This window comes from Pseudomonas sp. NA-150 (assembly GCF_044336365.1).
Taxonomy (GTDB): domain Bacteria; phylum Pseudomonadota; class Gammaproteobacteria; order Pseudomonadales; family Pseudomonadaceae; genus Aquipseudomonas.
Genome location: NZ_CP172305.1, coordinates 3,356,495 through 3,381,066, shown reverse-complemented (window position 1 = coordinate 3,381,066; position 24,572 = coordinate 3,356,495). Strand labels below are relative to the sequence as shown.

General features: G+C 53.8%; 14 protein-coding genes and 3 pseudogenes. 8 read left to right on the top strand and 9 right to left on the bottom strand.

The features are described from left to right. Nucleotides 1-125 precede the first annotated feature (125 nt). From ACF0H7_RS15975 to ACF0H7_RS15950, 6 genes and pseudogenes are all read left to right on the top strand, one after another. Nucleotides 126-2,135: a putative bifunctional diguanylate cyclase/phosphodiesterase gene (locus ACF0H7_RS15975; protein ID WP_397453684.1), complete on the top strand. Its 2,010-nt coding sequence runs from the start codon at nt 126-128 to the stop codon at nt 2,133-2,135. A gap of 1,572 nt (nt 2,136-3,707) precedes the next feature. Next, entirely contained in the window at nt 3,708-7,844 is a 4,137-nt protein-coding gene (locus ACF0H7_RS15970) for a CheR family methyltransferase (protein WP_397453683.1), read from the top strand. A 548-nt stretch (nt 7,845-8,392) separates the two neighbouring features. Further along, the gene (locus ACF0H7_RS15965; RefSeq protein WP_397453682.1) at nt 8,393-8,731 is read left to right on the top strand and encodes a hypothetical protein; all 339 of its coding nucleotides are present in this window, start codon (nt 8,393-8,395) and stop codon (nt 8,729-8,731) included. Between the two features lie 135 nt (nt 8,732-8,866). Then, nucleotides 8,867-8,989: a transposase gene (locus ACF0H7_RS15960; RefSeq protein WP_397453681.1), complete on the top strand. Its 123-nt coding sequence runs from the start codon at nt 8,867-8,869 to the stop codon at nt 8,987-8,989. 304 nt (nt 8,990-9,293) lie between these two features. Then, nucleotides 9,294-10,414, top strand: a pseudogene (locus tag ACF0H7_RS15955) (zinc-dependent alcohol dehydrogenase); the annotation flags it as partial. Between the two features lie 401 nt (nt 10,415-10,815). Further along, nucleotides 10,816-11,002: pseudogene (locus ACF0H7_RS15950) on the top strand (hypothetical protein); the annotation flags it as partial. A gap of 340 nt (nt 11,003-11,342) precedes the next feature. On the opposite strand, the gene ACF0H7_RS15945 reads toward ACF0H7_RS15950, so the two are convergent. The 9 genes and pseudogenes from ACF0H7_RS15945 to ACF0H7_RS15905 form a co-directional block, all read right to left on the bottom strand. After that, entirely contained in the window at nt 11,343-12,161 is an 819-nt protein-coding gene (locus ACF0H7_RS15945) for a DUF3618 domain-containing protein (RefSeq protein WP_397453680.1), read from the bottom strand. Beyond that, complete coding sequence (locus tag ACF0H7_RS15940) at nt 12,158-12,589, bottom strand: phage holin family protein (RefSeq protein WP_397453679.1); 432 nt, start codon at nt 12,587-12,589, stop codon at nt 12,158-12,160. The genes ACF0H7_RS15945 and ACF0H7_RS15940 overlap by 4 nt, the downstream gene beginning before the upstream one ends. Further along, the gene (locus tag ACF0H7_RS15935) at nt 12,589-13,239 is read right to left on the bottom strand and encodes a hypothetical protein (protein ID WP_397453678.1); all 651 of its coding nucleotides are present in this window, start codon (nt 13,237-13,239) and stop codon (nt 12,589-12,591) included. The genes ACF0H7_RS15940 and ACF0H7_RS15935 overlap by 1 nt, the downstream gene beginning before the upstream one ends. A gap of 1,053 nt (nt 13,240-14,292) precedes the next feature. Next, a complete protein-coding gene (locus tag ACF0H7_RS15930; protein ID WP_397453677.1) occupies nt 14,293-15,228 on the bottom strand; it encodes an SDR family oxidoreductase in 936 nt (311 codons plus the stop codon). Between the two features lie 387 nt (nt 15,229-15,615). Continuing rightward, nucleotides 15,616-15,879 carry a DUF6021 family protein gene (locus tag ACF0H7_RS15925; RefSeq protein ID WP_397453676.1) on the bottom strand — a complete coding sequence of 88 codons (264 nt, stop codon included), beginning with the start codon at nt 15,877-15,879 and terminating at the stop codon, nt 15,616-15,618. 600 nt (nt 15,880-16,479) lie between these two features. Next, on the bottom strand, nt 16,480-17,619 hold the full coding sequence (locus ACF0H7_RS15920) for a glutathione-independent formaldehyde dehydrogenase (RefSeq protein ID WP_397453675.1): 1,140 nt from the start codon (nt 17,617-17,619) through the stop codon (nt 16,480-16,482). Between the two features lie 263 nt (nt 17,620-17,882). Beyond that, nucleotides 17,883-18,556: pseudogene (locus ACF0H7_RS15915) on the bottom strand (DUF72 domain-containing protein). A gap of 55 nt (nt 18,557-18,611) precedes the next feature. After that, the gene (locus ACF0H7_RS15910) at nt 18,612-19,043 is read right to left on the bottom strand and encodes a DNA methylase (RefSeq protein WP_397453674.1); all 432 of its coding nucleotides are present in this window, start codon (nt 19,041-19,043) and stop codon (nt 18,612-18,614) included. Nucleotides 19,044-19,132: 89 nt separating this feature from the next. After that, nucleotides 19,133-19,990: an SDR family oxidoreductase gene (locus ACF0H7_RS15905; protein ID WP_397453673.1), complete on the bottom strand. Its 858-nt coding sequence runs from the start codon at nt 19,988-19,990 to the stop codon at nt 19,133-19,135. A 198-nt stretch (nt 19,991-20,188) separates the two neighbouring features. Here ACF0H7_RS15905 and ACF0H7_RS15900 point away from each other — a divergent pair, with 198 nt between their 5' ends. Together ACF0H7_RS15900 and ligD are read left to right on the top strand one after the other, a co-directional pair. Continuing rightward, nucleotides 20,189-20,410, top strand: coding sequence for a DUF6555 family protein (locus ACF0H7_RS15900; protein ID WP_397453910.1), 222 nt, complete (start codon nt 20,189-20,191; stop codon nt 20,408-20,410). A 708-nt stretch (nt 20,411-21,118) separates the two neighbouring features. Further along, on the top strand, nt 21,119-24,571 hold the full coding sequence (ligD, locus tag ACF0H7_RS15895) for a DNA ligase D (protein WP_397453672.1): 3,453 nt from the start codon (nt 21,119-21,121) through the stop codon (nt 24,569-24,571). The last annotated feature ends 1 nt before the right edge of the window (nt 24,572 follow it).

The window sequence follows — 24,572 nt, the reverse complement described above, 5'->3', positions numbered from 1 at the left end:
TGTCATCAAACGTACTAAGCTCACTCCACTATCGAACGTAGAGGTAAATTTTATTTTGACTAAGTTCAAAATTTGGTGAACATTGCCAAGCAGAATGGAAGCAGAAACATGTACATGAGGTGCGAATGAGCAATGTACCACCGGTAAGTCTCGAGCATCCTGAATGCGTCGCACAAGCGATCACCGTACGTAAGCTAACCCGCTGGAGCTTCACGACACTCAGCAAGTGGCCACGCTATGGATTGATCTGCGTGCTAATGGCGATCAGCGGTTTCGCGGTGTGGTCTTCTGTTACCACCGGACATCTGGGCCAGGAGGCGATTGCTTCCAGCGTACTCTCCGATCAATACACAATGGCTGCGGCTGCAGTGGCAGCTGCCGAGTCGCTGGAGCGTAAATATCGACTGGAACCTAGCCCGGAAGTACGCCTTAGGTTCAATGAAGCTTTAACGCAACTGAGCACTGCCCTTGAGGGTGTTCACCACTCCGGATCGCCTGAAGACCGTATCCTCGTCACAGACGTTCATACGGCTCTGACTCCCTACCTGGAAAGTATCCACAAGATGTTCGATGCAGTCGATCGTGGAGATGACGCACTGGTTCGAAAGATCGACAATGATGAGGCTGACCCGAGATTCGAAGTCATTGAGAAAACCGTTCTAAAGGCCTCGGCCGATCACCACAACGAAGCGATTGAGGCGATGGGAAAGCTGCGCACACGGGAATCCTTTAACGCCAATTCCACCCCAATTGTTTTTATCGTCGGGCTGATCCTCGTCGGCCTGTTCGCCGGAGTTTTACGGCGCACTCGTATCGAGCTCGACAGTCAGCGCAAGGACGCTGTGTACGCATCGTTGCACGACAAACTAACCGGGCTTGCCAATCGGATTCTCCTGACCGACCGTTTAGAGCAGGCGCTACGCCTAGGACGCCGCCATGGGGGAATCACGGGGCTGTTGGTGATCGATCTCGACCGATTCAAGGAAGTCAACGACACCCTAGGACACCTCTACGGTGACGGCCTACTCAAACAGTTTGGCAAACGGCTGGTCAGTGAAGCACGGGAAATCGACACCGTCGCCCGGCTGGGTGGTGATGAGTTTGCGATTCTACTTCCCTCCGTCGAAGGCCTGGATGGGGCTTTGAAAGCCGCACAACGGCTGCGCAAGTCGATCACCGCTTCTTTTGAGGTCGAGGGAGTTGAGCTCGACGTCGAAGCCAGTTTCGGCATCGTGGTCTCGGGCATGCACGGTGATGACCCTTTGACGCTGTTGCAGCGCGCCAACATCGCCATGTATGAAGCGAAGAAACAGGGCAAAGGCATGCTCGCCTACAATCCAGGGGCGGATCAGCGCACTCCAGAACGCTTGGCAATGCTCGGCGAACTGCGGCGAGGCCTGGATCGCGGAGAATTGTTCTTGGAGTATCAACCCAAGGTCAGCCTGGGTTCAGGAGAAGTTACCGGAGTAGAGGCGTTGGTGCGTTGGCTGCACCCTGTGCGCGGCCTCGTGCGTCCAGACGAATTCATCCCCTTCGCTGAACTCACCGGAATAATCGGCCCTCTGACTTATTACGTGCTTAACATCGCTCTGTCTCAGGTGCGGGCTTGGGCCGATGCGGGGATACGCATACCGGTTGCCGTGAACATTTCTGCACGTAACCTGCTGGACGACAAATTGGTGTCTCAGATCCCTAATCTGCTTGAAAATCACAGATTGCCACCGGATATGCTCATGCTAGAAGTGACCGAGTCGGCCATCATGCTCGACTCCAACGCTGCTCGTACAATCCTGATGCAGTTACATGCGCTAGGCGTCCGTATTGCCATTGATGATTTCGGCGCTGGTTATACCAGCCTGGCTCAGTTGAAAGACCTACCAATAAGCGAGCTCAAGATCGACAAGTCCTTCGTACTGGCCATGCAAAGCGATCGGGCTAACGAGCTGATCGTAAGAAGCGTCGTCGACCTTGGCCACAATCTGGGGATGACAGTCATCGCCGAAGGCGTAGAAACAGCCGAAGTGCTCGATACGCTGGGCGGATACCATTGCGACATGGCCCAGGGTTTTCACATCTGCCGACCGGTGAGGGCCGAAGCGCTCATGGAATGGTACAAGGAACGAGATCGCAAGTAGCTAAAAGCCTCCTACCGATTCGGAGTTCTGGCCGATTACTGCCTATCGCGAGGGCGACTCACGAACCACATCGAGCGCGACTACCTGATTCTGAGTGCCGTGCAAAACCGGAGCTCGGCAAGCGTAAAGGAGGAAGGAGATGCAGGGGTCATTCATTTTCCGTTCGACTCGCGATAAAGCTTATCCCTTTCGCGCTCCCTCAGCCATTTCCCCTTCAGCACCTTTGTTGAGGATGACGATGACCGAACCATTGGGACTGCGGCCCAGGTGGCTATCAGGTCGGTAATTTTCCTCAGGGGAGGATGGAGCGGTACAACAAGTTCAGGGATATTTTCCACGCTTTCTAGAAAGGAGATGACGAGATGTTGCGCGATTTCGCCAAAATTTTCCTTGGTGCGCGTGATCAGTTCAATCGACGCGGCAGAAAGCCTACTTCATCCCTCAGCTTCATTATCGCGCATGATGATTTCACCTTAAATGTATCAAGGTTCATACAATTAAAAACATTGAGGCGAACGGGGAAGCAACGGTGATGGTCACTCCGATAACAGGTCATGGAACTGGGTGTGTGTGTAGGAGGCCAACAAAAGAACCTGCCATCTTCGAGTTGCACTGTTGGCAGATGCCCTATCTACTCGCCGCGCCTTTTTTTAAGGTACACCTTTGTTTCTTTGTCGCAACCACTTTCTTACTGGCGAGTATGACGAAACTTTAGGGGGCAAACACGTGAGCTGGTTGCTGCCCAACGGTGATGACATGGGTATGGAGCAGTGGAATGACGGTCAGAGCCCTTGGCCAGATCGTCGGCGAGTTGTCGACCGAAATCGCGATCAGCGCGCGGTTTAATGGATGATCCTCAACCAGGTGGTCATCAGTACGACAACTGCGAAAATGCAAAAAATTGGTTGTGAACACCCCGCGCGTACGCATTGGCAGAAGCCTCACCAGGTGTTATTCGCGCGCATTGATGCTGATTTTCACGGAAACTTTGGAGGCGCTATGGCCCCCGTCCATGTATGCCATTGCCCCCCAAATCACCACAATCCAGGTCAGCGCCAAGGCCACAATGCCTGCTATGAATCCTCTAGAAGTCATGATGTGTTCGCCTGCAGTTATAGGCTTATGACCCTTCACATTGAGAGAGTAAAATACCCTCAGATTAGTTCAGCAAAACTCAGTCTATGCGTTATTTTTTTGCTACCACACAAGGTTTTTGCGGCCAAGAATAGACGCTCGAGCTGAAACGTTTTTCTTTCAAAATGGCCTTCCTTTGCAAATCGGCACCCGCCAGAGTAGCGGCCAATGAAGTCATCCATTCGACTTCGAAACTTGGGAATATCCCCTCCGAATTTCAGCAAGCCTTTTGATCGACTATGCTTAGCGGACTGAGCCGCAATTATTGGGCCTTTCCCTCCCTCGCTAAATGCGTACCCGCCCCGCCTCTGCTGCGGCGTTGCATTTCGTGCGGTATGCTCCTCTGATAACGATATAAGCCCAGCGTGACCTTGATTGGCACAGCGGGCCTCAGTGAATGCGCGGCGTCAGGACGTCGCCTACAAGAAGACTTGCACCATGACCACGCCGACATACGAATCCGACACCGCGCCCAAGAAGCTCCCGTCCCACCTGGATTTTGGGGTGGTGGGCATAGGTGCCTCTGCCGGCGGTTTGCAGGCGATTAAGCTGTTTTTTGAAAATATGCCGCAGGACACCGGCATGGCGTTCGTGATTATTTTGCACCTGTCGCCAGATCATCAAAGTATTGCCGACAAGATCATCCAAGAATCGACCAAGATGCCGGTTCTGCAAGTCACACAGACCGTGCCGATTCAAAAGAACCACATCTATGTCATTTCGCCGGCCCAGCAGCTGGCGATGAACGACGGCTACCTCAATATCAGCCCTGCTGTTTCGACGCTTGCTCGGCACACTGCCATCGATTTGTTCTTTCGCGATCTCGCTGACGTTCACCGCGAACGCGCCTTTTGTGTGGTGCTTTCTGGAAGCGGCTCGGACGGCGCGGTGGGTTTATCTCGCATCAAAGAACAAGGCGGCATTACCCTCGTACAATCGCCGGAGGACGCCGAATTCGACGGTATGCCCCGCGCCGCCATTGAAACGCGAATGGTCGACCTGGTTCTGCCGGTGGTGGACATACCGCAGAAACTTCTGGAGCTATGGCGCAATTCCCAAAATATCACGCTGCCCAGCGCCAACGATTCGGAGCTGAAAACCTTGGCGCCCTCTTCCGAGGAGGAAGGGGCTATGGCCGAGCAGCGTCTACACGACATCTTGATTCATCTACGCACCCGTACTGGTCACGATTTCAAGCACTACAAACGCGCCACGGTACTGCGCCGAATTGAACGGCGCATGCAGGTCACTGCCCAGCCCGACCTGGCGAGGTATTACCTGCATTTGCAGGACACTCCCGAGGAAGCCAAGGCGCTTCTGGAGGATATGCTGATTGGGGTGACTAACTTCTTTCGCGATCGCGAAGCCTTTGAAGCGTTGGAGCGCGATGTGCTGCCGCATCTGGTGGATGCGGTGGCGGCGTCGCAGCCGGCGAAGGAAGAGCTGCGCATTTGGTCTGCGGGATGCTCCACCGGCGAAGAGGCCTATAGCCTGGCGATCCTGCTCGATGATCAGCTGCAAATTAAGGGCAGCAAAGTCAAACTGCAGTTGTTTGCCACTGACATCGATGAACGAGCCATAAGCGTAGGTCGCGCGGGCCTGTATCCTCAAGCCATCGTCACCGACGTGCCACCGACACGATTGCGCCACTATTTTATCAAAGAAGATGAGCACTACCGGATTAGAAAGGAAATCCGCGAGAAGGTGCTGTTCGCTAAGCACAGCTTGCTGTCAGATCCACCCTTCTCGCAGATCGATCTGATTGTCTGCCGCAATTTACTGATCTATCTGGATCGTGAAGTGCAGCGCGAAATTTTACAGATGTTCCACTTTGCCTTGCGGCACGGCGGCTTCCTGTTTCTCGGTTCTTCCGAGAGCGCCGACGCCTGTAGTGAGCTGTTCGCCCCGGTGGACAAACGCAATCGGATCTTCCGCGCCAAGAGCGGCACCGCCAGCAGCCGTCGCACCCCTACCATGCCGCGTGGTGGTTATGCGCGAAGTATCAGTAGCAGCGTATCGCACCCGGAAACGAAAGGCAGCGAGCAGCGCAAAACATCGTTCGCCGATCTTCATCGGCGCGCTATCGAGCGTTCAGCGCCGCCAAGCATGATTGTCGACGCTAGTGCAGACATCCTTCATATGAGCGAAAGAGCCGGACGCTTCCTGAGGCATGTCGGCGGTGAGCTGTCGCGAAACTTGCTGACATTGATCCTGCCGGAGCTGCGCCTGGAAATCCGCACCACGCTGTTCCAGGTACAGCAAAGCGGTTTGACGGTGAAGTCCCGCGAAGTGTCAATCAAGCGCGGAGACCAACTTCTGCGGGTCGACATGGTCGCGCAACCCTACAAGGACGAGCACTCCGACGGTGACTATGTCCTGGTGATTTTCGAAGAAAACGAAATCGACGCCGCCGAAGCGGCTATCACCCAGCTCCAAACTGAAAGCCAGGTGTTGTCAAATCTTGAACGCGAACTGCAACGCACCAAGCTGCACCTGCAAGACACTATCGAGCAGTCGGAAGTCTCCAGCGAAGAGCTCAAAGCCTCCAACGAAGAAATGCAGGCGATCAATGAAGAGCTGCGTTCGGCCACCGAAGAGCTCGAAACCAGTAAAGAAGAACTACAGTCGATCAATGAGGAACTGCTGACGGTTAATTTCGAACTCAAGACCAAGGTCGAAGAAACCGATAAGGTCAACGACTACCTCACCAACCTGATCGCTTCCACCGACATCGCCACGGTATTTGTCGACCGCAGCATGCGCATTCGCTGGTTCACCCCCCGAGCTACTGACATTTTCAACATGCTTCCAGTGGATACCGGCCGCTCACTGCTCGACATTACCCATCGTCTGGACTATGCCGATCTGGCGAGCGATGCGGCGCAGGTGTTTGATTCATTGAACATGATCGAGCGTGAAGTTAGCACCAACACCAATCGCTGGTACATCGCAAGGTTACTGCCGTATCGCTCCAGCGAAGACCACATCGATGGCACTGTGCTGACCTTCATCGACATTTCCAAGCGTCGCGCTGCCGAAGAGGAGCTTCGCCTAGGCGAGGAGCGCATGCGTTTGGTGGCCGAAAGCACCCACGACTACGCCATCATTACCCTTGATGAACAGGGTGTGATCACCAGTTGGAACAAGGGCGCTGAACTGATTTTCGGCTACAGCAAGGCCGAAGCCGAGGGTGCCCATTACGAATTCATTTTTTCACCCGAGGATCGTGCCAATGGAGCGCCGAACGTTGAACTGACGACTGCCCGGGCGCAAGGGCGCGCGGAAGACGAACGCTGGCATATGCGCAAGGATGGCAGCCTGTTTTACTGCAGTGGCGAAGTTACTCTGCTCAGCGGCGATCACCTGCAGGGTTACGTAAAAATTGCTCGCGACATGACCGGACATAAGCAAGAGCAGGAAAAACAAAGTCAGGAACTGAAGCAGACGCGCAATACGATTTCCTTGAAGGATGAGTTTTTTGCCGTCATGTCCCATGAGCTCAAACATCCGCTGAACCTGATCCAGCTCAATGCCGAAATGCTTCGCCGCCTGCCGATCACCCGGACGTCCAGTTCAGCGGCCAAAGCGGTGAGCACCATATGCGACGCGGTCAACAGCCAGGCACGGATTATCGACGATTTGCTGGACGTAGCTCGGGTACGAACCGGCAAGCTCAAGTTGCAACCGTCACGCGTCGACCTGTCTGGCGTGCTGCGCGATATCCACACGGTGGTGCTTAATGAACAACACCAGACCCAAGTTGATCTGCAACTGCCTGCTGAACCGCTAATCGTTTACGCTGATCCGACGCGTGTGGAACAGATCATTTGGAACCTAATGAACAATGCGCTGAAATTCACTCCGGCCAGTGGGCGCATTCAACTGATTGCCAGTAGGAATGGCCAGATGGCCCGGCTGGATATCAAGGATAACGGAGCAGGCATTGCTATTGAAAACCTTGAGAATGTTTTCGATATGTTCGGTCAAGCGGAAAAGCAGCACGTTCATCATCAACGCGAAGGCCTGGGCATTGGCCTGTCGCTCGTGCGGCAATTGACCGAGGCGCAGCACGGCTCCGTACAGGTAACTTCGCCAGGGCTCGGCGCAGGTTGTACCTTTAGCATCTGTCTGCCGCTCGCCAGCGGGGAGCACGAAGTCGCTCAGGAACCTGCCAGTAAGCCTCTGTCAGGAAAGCTGAGTGGCTTGAGTATCTTGTTGGTGGACGATTCGCCGGAAGTGCTCGAAACCATGAAATTGCTGCTGGAAATGGAAGACGCACAGGTCATGGCCTTCGCTAATCCGCTGGAGGCGCTCAAAGCTGCCGAGGATAACCGTTTCGACCTGATCATCTCCGACCTCGGGATGCCGATTATGAACGGCCACGACTTGATGATCGCGGTACGCAAATTGCCTTTGGCGAAAAACGTGCCAGCGATCGCTTTGACTGGCTATGGCGCCCACAGCGACATTGAGAAATCTAAAGCAGCTGGGTTCGACCAGCACATAGGCAAACCGGTGTCCTATGACGATCTAATCGAAACCATTGAAGAGTTGCACCGAACTTCGGAGCGTTAAGCTTTTTGCGAAGGTGAAGCCGTTGGCAGGTAACGCCGCAAAATTTTTTGTCTACAAAAACTCGACCAGCAACCCAGCCCCTTATCAATCGATGCGGGGCAGGATTATGGCTCAATCAGTTTTTCCAGTGCGGCAACAAGCTCTGCCTTCGTCATCGTTGACCGCCCGGGATATTTCGGCCACGCGCCTCTCTAAGGAGGCTCTCTTTACTTCGTTTGGAGAGCGATGTACCAGATTCGCGGGCGTGTCCTCTACCTTCCTAGCTGACGCAAGGTGTGTTGGGCGGACGCTTACTGTCTTGGCTTTGCGGGGGTGAGTAGATGACTTCGCCGGACGGATACGATTCACCAGACCGATCATATTCTGAATCTTTGAAGGCCTAAACGATCTGACCGTATAAGTGGATGACGAGTCATCACATTTAATCGAAGTATGCGTGAGGACTTCGTTACCGCGAGCGCTCAAACAGGAGCCAGTTAGCAGGTAACCAAGGGCTTGCAGCCAACCGCTGTAAGGCTCTCCAAACTAACGATCAAAGGTGAATTCTCGTGAAAAAATTATCTGTATTTGTATTGTCCATGTGCATGGGGTTGGGTGCTGTTGGCAGCGCCTTCGCGGCCGAGACCAACGGCGTCAATCCCATGGGCACAAGCACCATGTCCAAAGACATGATGAAGAAAAACAGCATCAGCCAAAACAGTGGGGCGCAAGACAATTTGCCTAACGATCCCGCGAAGGCAGCCGCCCCGACCAAAGACGACATGAACATGTCCAAAAAAGGTGCCATGAAGAAGAACGGCACCGTGAACAAAGACAATTTGACTAAAGGCACCGAGAAGAAAGGCACCATGAGCAAAGACCCAGCCAAGGCCCCGGTGTCGGAGTAGCTACTCGCTGCAGTCGCTTCTTAATTAACTCCTACGTAACCGGCCGGCGAAGTCACCTACCCGATCCCTGCAATAAGGGCGATGTTCTCCACTTAAAAATACGTGGACACCATCGCCCTTATCATCAGGATCGCCATGCGCCAAAGAACCTCTTATCCCAAACCTTTTAACGCCCAGATCGTCCAGGAATGCCTGCAACCTGGCGTATCGATGGCCAGCGTAGCCCTGCGCCACGGCATCAATGCCAATCTGGTTTGAAAGTGGATACCTGCTTATCGAGATCTTCAGGAGCCGGCGTTGCCCGCTTTTGTTCCGATGAAACTACCATCCCCGCCACAGCTCGATCAGCAAATGTCCGTCAGCGTCGAGGTTCCTTTCGGTCAGCAAAAACTCACTGTGAAGTGGCCACCTACAGACCCTGTCGGATGTGCCCGTTTTATCCGTGAGCTTACCCAGTGATCCGCGTCGATGCCATCTGGCTCGCCACCGAACCCATGGATATGCGCGCCGGTACCGAGACCGCATTGGCCAGAGTGATTGCGGTGTTCGGTGCGGCGAAGCCGCACTGCGCTTATGCGGATCTGACCTCCATCTTTATCGTGGAAAAATTCCGCCTGTGGAGCATGGGGACATCTTCGGTCATGAGTTTATGGGCATCGTCGAGGAAACAGGTTCAGCCGTCACAGCCGTTCAACCCGGTGACCGGGTGGTGATCCCATTCGTCATAGCATGCGGGAGTTGCTTCTTTTGCAAAATGGATTTGTTCGCTGCGTGTGAAACCACTAACACCGACCGTGGCGCAATCATGAACAAAAAAGCAATTCCGCCAGGCGCGGCGCTTTTCGGTTTCAGCCACATGTATGGCGGCATACCGGGCGGGCAAGCAGAGTACGTACGGGGTGCCCAAGGCCAACATCGGGCCTTTTAAAGTGCCGGGAACGCTTTCGGACGAGAAGGTATTGTTCCTCTCGGATATTCTGCCAACCGCGTATCAAGCGGTGACGAATACCGAAATTGGAAACGGCTCGAGCATCGCTATCTACGGCGCTGGGCCTGTGGGCTGAGTGCTGCTTGCGCAAGGATGCTTGGGGCAGACCAGATTTCATGGTCGACCACTATCCCTATCGCTTGGCTTATGCTGAGAAAACCTATGGCGTCATCCCGATTAATTTCGATAAAGACGATGATCCTGCAGACACGATCATTCGCCTAACCAAAGGCATGCGTGGCGTTGACGGTGTAGTAGATGCGGTCGGTTTTGAAGCAAAAGGCAGCACCACAGAGACGGTACTTGCCACGCTAAAACTTGAAGGCAGTAGCGGTAAAGCGTTACGCCAATGCATTGCGGCGGTAAGACGAGGTGGAGTGGTCAGTGTTCCAGGGGTGTACTCCGGTTTTATCCATGGCTTCCTGTTCGGCGACGCCTTCGATAAAGGGCTCACCTTCAAGATGGGACAGACGCATGTTCAACGTTATCTGCCCGAGCTACTCGAGCATATCGAGACCGGTCGCCTTTCACCCGAGGTCATCATTAGCCATAGGATGTCGCTGGAACAGGCCGCTGAGGGATACAAGGTCTTTGACAAGAAGGAAGAAGATTGCCGAAAAGTCATCCTGACGCCTGGCGGTAACTCGATTGAATTGCCAGAGAGCGATGATCGCGCCACAGCCTTGGCCACGTGAAGTGCTCTGGAGAGCGTGAGATGGGCGAGCAGATTGATCGGCAACTGACCCATGAATTCATGTCCAACTTTTTGATCAAGCCCCCTCTCTGGGGCTTGATGCGAAGCAACCGACATGGGGACTTACGCCCGCCACCGTGCCAATGCTCACTTCCGTTTCGTCCCGCTTCGGAGGCCTTTTCCCTGTCCTCGGCAACGTTACCACCGCTTCCACTGCCCTGCCCTCGCTGATCGACTGGTTAGCATCGCTAGCTTGTTGACCACCCGCAGCCTGGCCAACTTACTTCCCCATCTCAGGGGCATTTTCTTCATCTTTGGAAAAACCGTCTCCGCGCGCTGTTTTCCTTGACCGCCGCAAGACTTACGAGCAGCTTCGTTTGACTGCTGCCCGCCTGAACCTTGTCGCTGGAGCCCGACAGCGTAGTGTTTTATGCCTCAGGGCGCGCCTCTCTCGAAACCTCACTCATGTATCAGTTGTTCGCCAGGGCCTATGGCACCAACATTTTTGCCTGACCGTTCAAACTTGTGCCACGAAAGCACATCCCTGGGTCTGCAGAAGAGCATCGGCGTACCGGTCGGCACGGTTTCGCAACGACATCGTGCGATTGGGGTTCGAAGTCGGCGAGCGCGTGCTGCTGGCCACCGCCATTGAACGTGAGGTGAAGTGTCAGGTAGGGCCGTTCGGGAGATCCCTGAAGGCTGCGCCGCCCCTTACCACCCAGAATGCAATCCGCTCGTGCCGCTCTGGCACCATGCAAAACGTAGTAAGGTGCCAGCTTCAAAATCGGTGCCGGTGCGATTGAGCCTGGAGGGTTGACGATCGAGCGAGCCTAATTGCTGTATTACACCCGCAGGATTTGCATAGCCGAATATATTGACAGGATGCAAGACGGGAGATCAATGCCAGACCGCCCGTCTTTCATTAACCTTTACGAAGTACCTAAGCCCCCAGATAGATCCGCTGGCGAATCGGATGCTGTGCGGTGCTTCCCTTGCGGTGTCATATCCGAGTGATCCGTCGTTTTAGTCACCGTATCGCGTACCGTTTCAAATCCTTCCCGTGCATGCTGTTTTACCTTGTCGGCCAGACCTGCGCTGGACTTGCCCATGTAGCGTTGCTCGGTCGCAGTAGAGGGCAATGCCGCACCCAACATTGCCCCTAATGCAATACCCGCAGCCGCAACCATCAGCGGCTGCTCCTTGAGCAACTGGCTGATTTGATTACTCACAACTTGTGTACTGCGTACTAATCGGTCACTTGCACCGTGAACGGCATGACTGATATTTTCAGAAGCCGTTCCCAAATTGTCGCTCAAATCCGCAGCCTTGCCTTTGGCGGCCTGGTAGCCCTCTTTCAGCGTCTCCGCTGTTTTATGAAAGTGGTCACGCGCGTGGTCTATGCCGTCAGCTAGGTCATCAGCCCATTCCCCGACTTTGTCTTGAGCCGGATCGACGTGATAGGTAGGGCGGGGGGTTGGTGGACGATTCTGACTCATCATCAACCATAATATTCCAACCGACGTTACCACCGCAGGAACGGGGTTATTACGAACGCTGGTTCCTAGGTTGGTCAGAAACGTTGTGCCGTTGCTCTGCATGAAGGACAACGCCTGATCGAACACCTGACCCGGGGTGAATTTGCTTTCAAGTGCATCAACGATATTGCCAATGCTCGCGCGTTGCGCATCGATTTCACGCTCGATGACCTCGGGGCTTTTCTGCGACTCGGTTTCGAATTCATTATTCATGATACTTTCCTCCGCAGCGCTTCCTTATCTTTGTTCAAAGCTTCCAGCGTGCGATCAGGCTTAAGGTGGGACGGCTCGAATTGCTTTTTCCCGGACTGCAGCATGGCGAACCCTACGATCATAACTACGACACCAACAATTAGTGCGGCCAACCACGGGGCCATAACGATGCTCAAGCCATAGACGGCGGACATCAACAAGATTATGAACCCCGCGAGCAGCACAATCGCACCGCTCGCGACAGCAGCAATTCCCGCTTTGAGCGTCATGATGCTTACTTGAAGTTCAGCCTTGGCCAAAGCAAGTTCCTTAGTGAATAGGGCGGGAACTTCGCGGGATAGCTGACGTAGCAGCCCGACGACCGAAACCTCAGTGTCAGGTACGGGCATCGGTCTAACTCCAGGTAGATCTGGATCTTCTCTGTTCATCACAGTGCTCCTTTGGCGGATGTTGAACCGGGTGTCGAGTTCGTCGTGATGTCCGAAGGGAGGACTTGCGTATTTGGCGAGGCTGGAGTGACGTCACTGGCCAAACGTGAGCCTTGATCGGTACGTGATGGAACGGAAGTTTCATATGGCCTTTGAGCTCCAAAGCCACCTGATGGGGGCATTGAGTTGCCTGCTCCTGGGTCGTGCTCATCGGCGTATGTCGTTGCAGATGAATTCCCGGCTTTCAGGAAGCGCGACAGACCAAAGCCCAGCGCAATGCTGCCGGCAATGAACAATGTCGGATTGCTTCGTGCGAGGTCGGCTCCGTCATGAAATAATTGTTCCGCACTTTTTCCACGCAAATTTCCGGCCAGGCCGCTCATGGACTTCGCCATATCCGCGAGGTAGTCGGACATGCCAAGCGTGTCTTTGCTTTCTAATTCGGAAACAATTGATTTCGCCCCCTTGGCCAATGCCTCGATCTGATCTGCGGCCGTATCTCGATATTCACCAAACTGCACATCGGCCTGCTGCCTTGCGCCACTCAGCGCCTCAGTTACGTTTTCCTTTAAATCTTCAAGCTTTTCCTCACGCCCTCCGAGGTTGGGTTTATCTGGGTGACTACCAGTGATGCTGTCTGAAGTATTCATGTCGTCCCTCGCCTTCTGAATGAAAAAAGCGTCATCAGGGTTCGCACGATTACCCGCAGCCCCCCTCATTTCAGCTGACGGCGTACCGTTATGGGGAGTTCCAATGGAATGATGAACGACGCATCAGCCTGCGATTGAACCTAAGCGATCTAGCCTTAGGGGCAATTTGCAGCGCACCAGAAAAACGAATAGACGCTAGGTTGAAATCAGATGCGAGAGGTGAACACCACTGGAGTTCATGTGCAGCTTCGACTAATCGTCAATCTTGTTGCAAGAGACGCTTCAGGCCCATTTGTCCTGTTCCACCGCTTGGACGCTAGATCCAATCTGCATTCGACATGCCGATGGAACCTAACCGTCGTTGCTGCGTCGCTGATAGGTTCGCAGCGGCCCCAGCAACGGCGATAGGGTTTTGATGTTTCATACTCAGCAACATCTCGTTCATGCCAGCGCATATGCGCTCATCGCACTTCAAGTCTGAAGGAACGACAACTCGCTGGAAGAATCAAAGGTTTAAGAACGACTTGGCAACACTGGCAGAAGCATCAGGTGCTACGACTGGGAGAAAGATCATGCGATCCGCAATTTTGCTTCTTATGACGGGATGTATAAATTCTACCCTCGTGATGGCAGAGGCGTGCAACGTACAGACCCATACGAATAACTCCGCCGTTCCGGTGATTGCATCCCGAACCTGTTATGAATTTAGAGGGATGCCTGCAGGCTCGATTGACTGGTCGTGCAGCAATGACAGCAAAGGCACTTTGAGTACTCAGAAGACTAAAATAGCAGCTTGCGACAGTGGTTTTGCGGCTAGTTGTAAAGGCACATTAACCCAAGAGACCCTATCCAACCCGCAGTCCATGAGCAAAGACAAAAACAGTACTTCAGCCAACATCCCTGAAGGCTCACAGATCATTACGTATTATTACGGTATTGAAAACCTGGCCCAGGCAAGAATTGACTGTGAGACGAGCGGAGGCCAGTGGCAACTCCAATAGGCTCACACGTCATGAAAAACGTTTTTCGAAAAAGCACCGGCCGGCGCTCATTTTACGGCTGCCCTCGCCCCCCGGATGCGCCGAATACTTGTCCGGTGATGTAACTGGACTCGGTTGCGGCAAGTTGCACATAGATTGGCGCGATTTCCACCGGCTGGCCCGGACGCTTCATCGGCGTGTCGCTGCCGAAATCCCTGAGCTTCTCCATGGTTTGTCCGCCACTGACTTGTAGTGGTGTCCAAAATGGCCCCGGCGCTACGGCATTGACTCGAATACCGCGCTCGATCATTTGCTTGGATAAGCCTTTGCTGAAGTTGGCAATGCCCGCCTTGGTGATAGAGTAGTCGAGCAGATTGATTGAGGGGTCATAAGCGTTGACCGATGCCGTGTTAATGATGGCAGAACCGGCAGGCATATGAGGGATGGCCGCCTTGGTAATCCAGAACAAGCCGTAAAGGTTGGTTTTCAGCGTCCAGTCGAACTGCTCGGTGGTAATGTCAAGAATCGAATCATGGCTTTGCTGCCGTCCCGCGTTGTTCACCAGAATGTCCAGTCCGCCAAGACCGGTGACAGCTTTCTCAACCAGTTCGCGACAGAAGGATTCTTCCCGGATATCGCCAGGAATTGACACCGCCTTGCGACCGGCCTTTTGTATCAATTGCACAACTTCCTGAGCATCGGGCTCTTCAGCCGGAAGATAGCAAATGGCGACGTCCGCACCTTCACGGGCAAAGGCAATAGCCACGGCCCGACCGATGCCGGAATCGCCCCCAGTGATCAGGGCCTTGCGCCCGGCAAGTCGATTGTTTCCCTGATAACTGGTTTCCCCGTGGTCGGGCTTTGGTGTCATCTTGCTGGCGAGTCCAGGCCAAGGCTGGGATTGTTCGCTGAACGGCGGCGTTGGGTAGCCTTCTTTCGGATCACGCAAGGGAGCAGGCACGTTGTTACCCGCCTGCTCCGGGGTATTCTGCGCGAAGGCCGGGGTCATGATGGCGGCCGCTGGCGGTCAATGCTGCTCCCTGTAACACGTGACGCCGCGAAGGACGAAAGTCGTTAGGATTCATGATATATCCTCGTTGTCGAACATCTCGACATAAGCCGCGAAATGAGAGGGAAAGGCGCACTCGCCCCCGTTGGCATAACCATCAGTCACCACCGTGTGGTCGTCCTTGAACAGGTTGCAGAGACCTGCCCATGAACGTCGGCTAGTACGCGGCATTAGCCAGTGCCTCTTGCCGCGAGCCGAAGGAGGCCAGCTGGTCATCCTTGGTACAGACCTTCCAATCACTGCTGATAACGCTAACCACCTGATAGCCGTTATTGGTTATTTCGGTCTAAGCAGAATCGATCACAGTTATCTACAGATACAGTCGGTCTAACGGTTCACAGGGTCGTTTTGGGTTCTTGCGGGATGCAGAGGATCTACCTCCGGATCCTCTAGATCCGGAGACTCAGGATCAAAGCCCAGATCGTCTGCGCCGGATGGGTCTTTCCAATCATCGGGACGATCTTGCGTCCCCAGAGGGTCGGGCAAAACATCCGATTGTGGGAGCCCGTCGTCATCAAGGGCCGGCTCGTCAATAACGGGCGTAGTGATGGGTGACGGCGGGCTGCCAGGGAACTTCGGATCGATAGCCATGATGAATCTCCTTCTACCTTTTCTATGCCCAGGGATCTGAGTCATGAGATTTCGAGAGCTTCCATGACACATGGGTGCCAAGCATCAGATGAACGGCGGCCAACTTCAGGCATTCCCCCCTTTCGCCCGTCAAACTTTCTCCAGTGATACATTGGGGCCGACGACAGGGTCTACGGTTGGAAATGGAACAGCAGTAATACGCGTCACCTAAGCGCGATGGGCACCAGGGTATGTCAAGCAATGGTGTCCACTTCTTGGCCAACTTGGAGACTTTCAGGAGAGGAAGCTGGCCGGATGGCTACGTCCATTGAGCCATTTCGAACAAACATTCCTCATGTTCCTTTTTTTATCGTAAAACCAGCAAAAAGAAGTAAATCCTGATGACCAGCTCAGCGACTGAAATGAACGTGGATGAGCGTTATTCAGAAGGAAGCTCGCGGCACACTCGAGCATTTTCCGGGTCTCTTGGAAGGGAAGTATTTGGTCAGAATTATTGGCTTCCGACGGCGGATTGGTGTGTCAAGAGTTTCTGCCTAAGGGCCTTGATGAGACTGCGGACTCCCCGCCCACATTGGGTGGAGAGCCCACAAGCCTGGAGGTTCATGCTGCGGGCTTGAGGATTACCTTCGTCCAGCCTTCATCACGGGCATCAAAGTGCTTATAAGCCTCAGGCCCTTCCGACAACTTCAGTCGGTGAGAAATGATCTGTGATGGTGATGCGCGGCCATGATGAATGAGCTCTGCAAGGCGACGGTTGTAAGCCTTGACGTTAGCCTGCCCCGTACGGATTTGCTGGCCTTTGAACCAAAAAGCGCCGAAGTCGAAAGCCATTTTACCTTCCTTCGCCAAGTCGTTTTTGGCACCGGGATCCTGCGGCACAAAAACGCCGACAACGCCAATTCCACCGGTAGCCTTGGTCGAAGCCACTAGATTATTCATTGTCAGATGATTGGTCTCATGACCATGGCGGTCGCAGCATTGGTATCCCACGCATTCGCAGCCACGATCACTACCCCTGCCATCGGTCAGATGGAGAATCTGGTCAACGGCCTCCTTTTCAAGCGAATTGATTGGCGTCGCTCCCATCTGCTGAGCCAATTTCAAACGATCAGGATGGTTGTCGACCACAAATACCTGCGAAGCGCCCTTAATCATTGCCGAGTGCGCAGCCATCAGACCGACTGGGCCGGCACCGTAAATGGCAATGCTTTCACCGGGGAGCAAACCCGCTAATTCGGTGGCATGCCAGCCAGTAGGGAATATATCTGACAGCATCACGTAATCGTCTTCGCGCTCTTGAGCATCTTCGGGTAGCACTAGACAATTGAAGTCCGCGTACGGTACTCGAAGCATTTCGGCTTGCCCTCCTTTATAGGGGCCCATTTCGGCAAAACCGTAGGCGGCACCGGCATTGCCAGGGTTTGCAGTCAGACAGAATCCGGTTAGCCCCCTCTCGCAGTTTTCGCAAAACCCGCAACCGATGTTGAATGGCAGGCAAACGCGATCACCTACTTTGATGCGATCTACGCCCCTCCCCACTTCAATGACCTCACCAAGGTTTTCGTGTCCGAACACGCCCCCGGATTCAAACGAAGTTCGTCCCTCGTACATGTGTAAATCTGAACCACAAATGTTGGTGGTGGTAATACGAATAAGTGCATCAGTAGGCTTTTCTATCTTGGCATCTGGGACGTTCTGCAAACTGACATCGCGCGGGCCGTTATATACGATGGCTTTCATAATGCTCTCCGATTCACAACCAGGGAAAAATTACCTGGTCACCCCTATCTGTCCGAGTATAAGAAGCATACGTTCAAAGAATTTAGAGCTCGGCTGACAGGTGGCGTCTCCCTAAACATTTGCGCAGAAATGCAGAATTTTCCCCGACCATAGAAGTCTCACTCTCGAGTGCGCGCTGCCACTGAGGCGAGCACGGAAAGCTTTACAGGTCTTTGTACCGTTGACGATCACACTCGATGACGCCTTTGAATTCGACTCTCGCGTCAGACCGTCTGCAATACTTCCATCATCGCTAATGCGTTGCCCATGGCTGCTCCGCTAGCGGTGTTATCAAAAATGCACCAGGTGGGCACCCCAGCGCTTATTGCTTTCCTAACCTTCCTGCACATTCTTCGAGCCAAACCTGCTCATAGCCGCTGTGATAAATCCTGGGTGTATCGTGGAGACGCCAATAGCGCATCCCAAGCTAACCTCTCGGTTCATCATCGCCGCTGATTCGCGATGGATTGACACCGGCTTGGGCAATTCGACGGTCAACCATTATTTTTTCCGCCTGTACCCAACTCTCACCACGAGGTTCAATGATCACGTAACCGTCAAAACGATTTCTTAATGTCTGGAAAAAATGACCCGCAACGCTCGGTTCAGATATCAGTGATGGCGGCAATTGAATCAGTACGCAACCGAGTTTACTGCCCAACGAACTGCATCCAGTAAGAAAGGTATCCAGGAGCGGCGCGCAGTTTTGCAGGCGATACTCATGGGTTATCGACTTTGGCACTTTCACTGAAAAGCGAAAATCTGTGCTCACGGACGCGGCGGATCTGGCATTGGTTTGAGGCCGGTGAAAGCGATAGAATGAGCCGTTGATTTCTACCCCGGTAAGTCGCGACGCATAACGCTCAAGGTGTGTCCCGTCATTAGCAAAAACCGTCATGTATTCGCGCCCTATGCTCCAGCCGGTACAACCAACGTACAGCGATTTTTTGCAGTCAAAAGAGCACCTTCTCTGCGTCACGCATGAAGATCTCTACGGTTTTGGGGCCAATACCCTCAAACGCTTCCAAGCGTTTTTTAAAGTCGCTTTTATCCTCGCTAGCCCGGTGTATGTTCGATACCTTTCCCTTGTAGTCGGTCGTCAGTTTTTTGCACATCGCAGATAATCGAGAGGCCGTGGTTTCGTCATAACGGACATAGTGAGCCTCACCCAGCATGGCGACCAATTCATGGTGAGAACAGCTACCGAGTTTTTCTACGGTATCGCAGTTGTGCATTTCGAAGATGACTCGGTAGGCGTCAGCTGCAATGTCCGCTTGGATTCGTTTACCCATCAGGAAGCTGGCTATCCACCACCTAAACAGCCCGGATTCATTGCCTTTGCTGAGGTCAATCTTCAAATCTTTTGCGCTGATAGTCTTGGTCATTTTCGCTCCCGGGATAGGACTAGCTCCTCCGGACGCTGGATGCGATCACAGTGGCGTGAGCTTTATTAAATTCAGCAGCCTTCGCCTCGCTAGAGAATCGGCTTGCCACCCGTAACCGCATAACGTGCCCCTGAAATGTAACTCCCTTCATCCGAAGCGAGCAGAACATAAATCGGAGCAACCTCGACGGGTTGCCCCGGCCTACCCAGTGGCGTGTTGCCTCCGAATGTTTCTACCGCCTCTACCGGCATCGTAGACACGATCAACGGCGTCCAAATCGGCCCGGGTGCCACACTGTTAACCCGAATACCTCGCTCACCCAATATCTGCGCGAGTCCCGCCGTGAAGTTGGCGATAGCCCCTTTGGTGGTGGCATAGGCCAACAGCGTCGGGTTAGGCATGTCCGAATTTACCGAACTGGTGTTGATGATCGAACTGCCCTTGGCCATGTGTGGCAGAGCGGCCTTGCAGATTCGAAACATAGCGGTGACGTTGACCTCAAACGTCTTCACCCATTCTTCGTCCGGAATCGCCTCAAGTGTCTCGAAGGTCATCTGATGGGCGGCGTTATTGACCAGCACATCAATGCGTCCGAACTTTTCCACCGTCGCGCTCACAATCGTTGCGCAATGCGCCTTGTCCGACAAATCTCCTGGTAACAATAGGCATCGTCTTCCCGCCTCCTCAACCCAACGGGCCGTCTCTTCGGCATCTTCAAGGTCATTCAGATACGAAATAGCGACGTCAGCTCCTTCACGCGCAAAGGCAATGGCCACAGCGCGACCAATACCACTGTCACCCCCTGTAATCAGCGCGATCTTGCTGACCATTCGCCCCGAACCCTTGTAGCTACTCTCGCCACAGTCTGGACTCGGTTCCATCTTGCTCTGATTTCCGGGGACAGGTTGCTGCTGCGCCTTAAAGGGTGGCTTCGGGTAGTCAACCATGTCGCTCTCCTTGAATAGATGTGACGGGGCATCGCGTCTATAGAGTGGACTGTGCGTCGATCAATCGAGTTCGCACTTTTTGACCGGATAGCTTCGACGATCGAGATTTTGGGTAGTGGCTGCTGGCTGATCAGAAAGCCGGAATTTTCTTTGAACGAAACACTCATTGGCTCGAGAGCTGCCAAAAGAGAACGCCTGATGAAAAGCACGCACTATCGAATCGACTATCTGATGCACGGACACTACAAGACCTTCTACATACATTCGGCGTTAATGAATAAAGAGGAGGCTTGGCATTGGGCAACCGTCGACGCAGGTATAGGCCAGATCCCAAAATACAGATCTGACAAGGTACCTCGTCTCAGTCAATTGGAGGCGGAGCAACTGGGAATAACCCATGTTGAATGGAGGTCAGCGTGAGGTAGGATAATGCGAACTCTGAATCGAGTCTTCGCCCTGTCCAGGGCGACAGTTCGGCAATCTCGCTCGTACGTTGCATCGGCAACCGCATGAAGGCTTCCCCCGAATAAGCATCCGGATCATGCCCGACGTGCTGGGCCCACTCGATTAAATTCACGATCGCCGCCGCAGGTTTGCCGCTGCGTACGCTACGGCGACGCACTCGGCTGTAGCGTTGCACTAATCGCTCGCAATGCTGAAAATTAAGAATCAAAAAATGTAAACAAACCCGGCACAGATACCGGGTCTGTCAGGTGAGGCACGCTAGTGTCCTCTCGGGCTCTCGTCCGAGACTGAATCGTTTACTTCTACGTCCTCCATCTCCTCTTCCACAGGGGCCTCATCGTCAGCATTCAAAGGTATTTCGCCCTCCTTTGACGGAACGTCATCCACGTCAGGTGGCGGATTCGGCATTACGTCCGGCCGACCGGGCTCTAGAGGCTCGGTTGAGCCAGCTCCGCTTCCTGATCCACCTTGAAGCTCTGATTTACTATTCATGTGCACCTCACTTAGCCTCGAATGAGTCTCGGCCTACAGATTTTGAATCTGCATAAGTAGCGGGGTTCTGTGTATTTCTTGAGCGGTTGCATCATCGGTGAGAAATCTCGAACTCATCTCTTTGTAGAGCCTCAGATGAGAAGGACATCAAGAAATTGGGGCGCATTGGGAATGGAAAACCTGAAGATTGCGACGTTCAACGTCAACGGTATTAGTGCAAGGCTCGCGAATCTCTTACAGTGGCTTGAACGTGAGCGGCCGGATGTCGTTTGTCTACAGGAGCTCAAAGCGCAAGATAAGGTGTTCCCTGCCCGCGACCTTGAAGCAGCGGGCTATGGTTCTCTGCATCACGGCCAGGCATCGTGGAACGGGGTAGCCATTCTGGCGCGTGACTCCGAACCGCTACAGATCCACAAGGGCCTTCCTGGCGCAGAAGACGATAGCCAATCCCGCTATCTAGAGGCAGCAGTCCACGGCGTCATCGTTGCGTGCCTGTATTTGCCAAATGGAAATCCGCAGCCCGGCCCCAAGTTTGACTACAAACTCAGGTGGTTCGAACAGTTGATTGAGCACGCCAAAACATTGCAGTGCAGCGAACACCCCGTTGTCCTCGCGGGTGACTTCAACGTTGTACCAGCTGATATGGACATCTACAACACCCGCTCCTGGCTCAAGGATGCATTGCTCCAGCCCGAGAGTCGTGAGTGCTACCAACGACTATTGGCGCAAGGTTGGATCGACTCGATACGCCACCTCTACCCGGAAGAACGCGTTTACACGTTCTGGGATTACTTCCGTCAGCACTGGCAGAAAAATTCGGGCTTGCGTATCGATCACCTCCTGTTAAACCCGGTGTTGGCACCTCATCTCCAGGAGGCTGGCGTGGACGCCTGGGTACGCGGTGAAGCGCACGCCAGCGATCATGCGCCGACATGGATCCAGATTGGCCCTAGCCAGTCAAAGTCAAAGTCAAAGTCAAAGTCAAAAAAAACTTCCAGATCGGTTAAAAAGGCACCTGAAAAAACAGACTTTCACCCGCACCCTCTTCTCCAGGAGTACGACCGCAAGCGTGATTTCGATGCCACTCCGGAGCCGTCTGGCACACCCAACACCATGCCATCGGTAAAGAAAAAAACCGGCGCGCCAACCGCCCTCCGATTCTGCATCCAGAAGCATGACGCCACCCGCCTCCACTACGATTTCCGCCTGGAGCTTGATGGAACCTTGAAAAGCTGGGCGGTGCCCAAAGGCCCGTCGCTCGACCCGAAGGCAAAGCGCCTGGCGGTGCATGTCGAAGATCACCCAGTGGACTACGCCACCTTCGAAGGGAATATTCCTGAAGGTCACTACGGCGCGGGCGACGTCATCGTTTGGGATCGCGGCATCTGGAAGCCCCTGACTGACCCCGTTGAAGCCTATGCCAAAGGCCGACTTAAATTTGAATTACAAGGTGAGAAGCTGGGTGGAGTCTGGAATCTGGTCAAAACACACATCCCCGGCAAACAAGAACAGTGGTTCCTGATCAAACATCAAGATGAATTCGCGCGTCCTGAAAGCGACTACGACGTCGTCAAGTCTGAACCCCACAGCGTTTTGAGCGAGCGCACAATTGTTCCAAAAAAACGAGGAAAAGCGGTGGAGCCCAAGCCGGTAAAAAAAGCTCCAGCCCCGCGAAAAAAATCAGCCAAAGCACAACTGAAAAACGCTCAAGCGGCCAATCTACCGGACAGCATCAAGCCAGAATTGGCGACGTTGGTAGAGTCCGCCCCTGAGGGTGATTGGCGCTATGAAATCAAGTTTGATGGTTACCGAATGATGGCCAGGGTAGATAACGGAAAGGTGCAGTTGTTTACCCGCAATGGCCATGACTGGACGAATAAACTGCCCCGTCAGGCCGAGGCTATTGCCAGCCTCGCACTGGAGTCAGCGTGGCTTGATGGCGAGATGGTTGTCGCTAATGATCAAGGTGTACCCGACTTCCAGGCGTTGCAAAATGCATTCGAAGCAGGCCGCAGCGGCAACATCGTGTTCTACCTGTTCGACATGCCTTTCCTCAACGGAATGGATTTGCGAGAAGTGCCGGTAGAGCAGCGCCGTGCGGCTCTAGCCACCGTGCTGAAGCGCAGCGAAGATGAGGTGCTCAGGTTCTCGGAGGACTTTGGCGAAAATCCCGAGGCACTGCTCAACAGCGCTTGCCAGATGCAGATGGAAGGCCTTATCGGCAAGCGCGTGGGTAGCCCGTATGTATCGCGTCGTAGTGGCGACTGGATCAAGCTCAAATGCAAACGTCGGCAGGAGTTCGTCATCGTTGGCTATAGCGAACCAAAAGGCGCACGCAGCAAATTTGGCGCGCTGTTGTTGGGGCTGCATGACACCGACAGAGGCGACTTGAAATATGCAGGAAAGGTTGGCACAGGGTTTATCGAGGCGACGCTAAAAACTATCTACGATCAATTGGTGCCACTGGAGACCAAGAAGCCTGCGGTGATCAATCCGCCTACGGGTTTCGAAGCTAAAGGCATTCATTGGCTCAAACCTGTTCTGCTGGCCGAAGTAGCATTCGCCGAGATCACCAAAGAGGGTTCGGTCAGGCATGCGGTATTCCATGGTTTGCGCATGGACAAACCCGCACAATCGATTACCGAGGAGCTCCCCGCCTCGTCGCCCACGCCAGCGAAGACTACAGCAAGCAAAAAGGCCGGGGCCGTCGTAAAATCCGAAGCTAAAACAGACAGCCCCATCACCCCAGGCAAGATCAGGCTCACACATCCGGAGCGGGTTATTGACCCCAGCAGCGGTGCGACCAAGCGTGACCTGGCGGATTACTACATCAAAATTTCTGACTGGCTTATCCCGCAATTAGCCCATCGACCCGTTGCACTGGTGCGAGCGCCGGAAGGTATTGCCGGTGAACTATTCTTCCAGAAAAATGCCGACCGCCTAAACATCCCGGGCATTGAGACGATGGGCAAGGAGTACACCGGCCACCCTGTAATGTTGGTCAATAATATCGAAGCGCTTATCGGCGCGGTGCAGATGAGCACTATTGAATTGCATGCCTGGAATGCCGTTTCCAAGGATCTACAACGCCCCGACCGGTTCATTCTCGATCTCGATCCAGACCCCGCGCTGCCCTGGAAAAGCATGGTAGAAGCGACTCAACTAACGTTGGCAGTGCTGGATGAATTGGGGCTGACGTCATTCCTCAAAACCAGCGGGGGCAAAGGTATTCACCTCGTCGTACCGCTGTCGCCGAAGGCAGACTGGGATGCAGTCAAAGACTTCAGCCATGCGATTGTCAAACATATCGCAAAGCTCCTTCCAGATCGCTTTTCAGCGGTGTCAGGGCCCAAGAATCGCGTTGGACGTATCTTCATCGACTATCTGCGAAATGGCTTGGGTGCAACCACAATCAGTGCCTATTCAGCGCGCACCAGAGAAGGTTTACCGGTGTCAGTGCCGATCTTTCGCGAGGAATTGTTGGAGATCAAGGGTGCGAACGTCTGGAACATCCGAAACGTCCATGAGCGCTTGAGCGAACTGGATGCAGACCCATGGGCAGACCTGGCGAAAACCAAACAAACCATCACCGCGCAAATGCGCAAGCGCGTTGGCCTCAAATGAC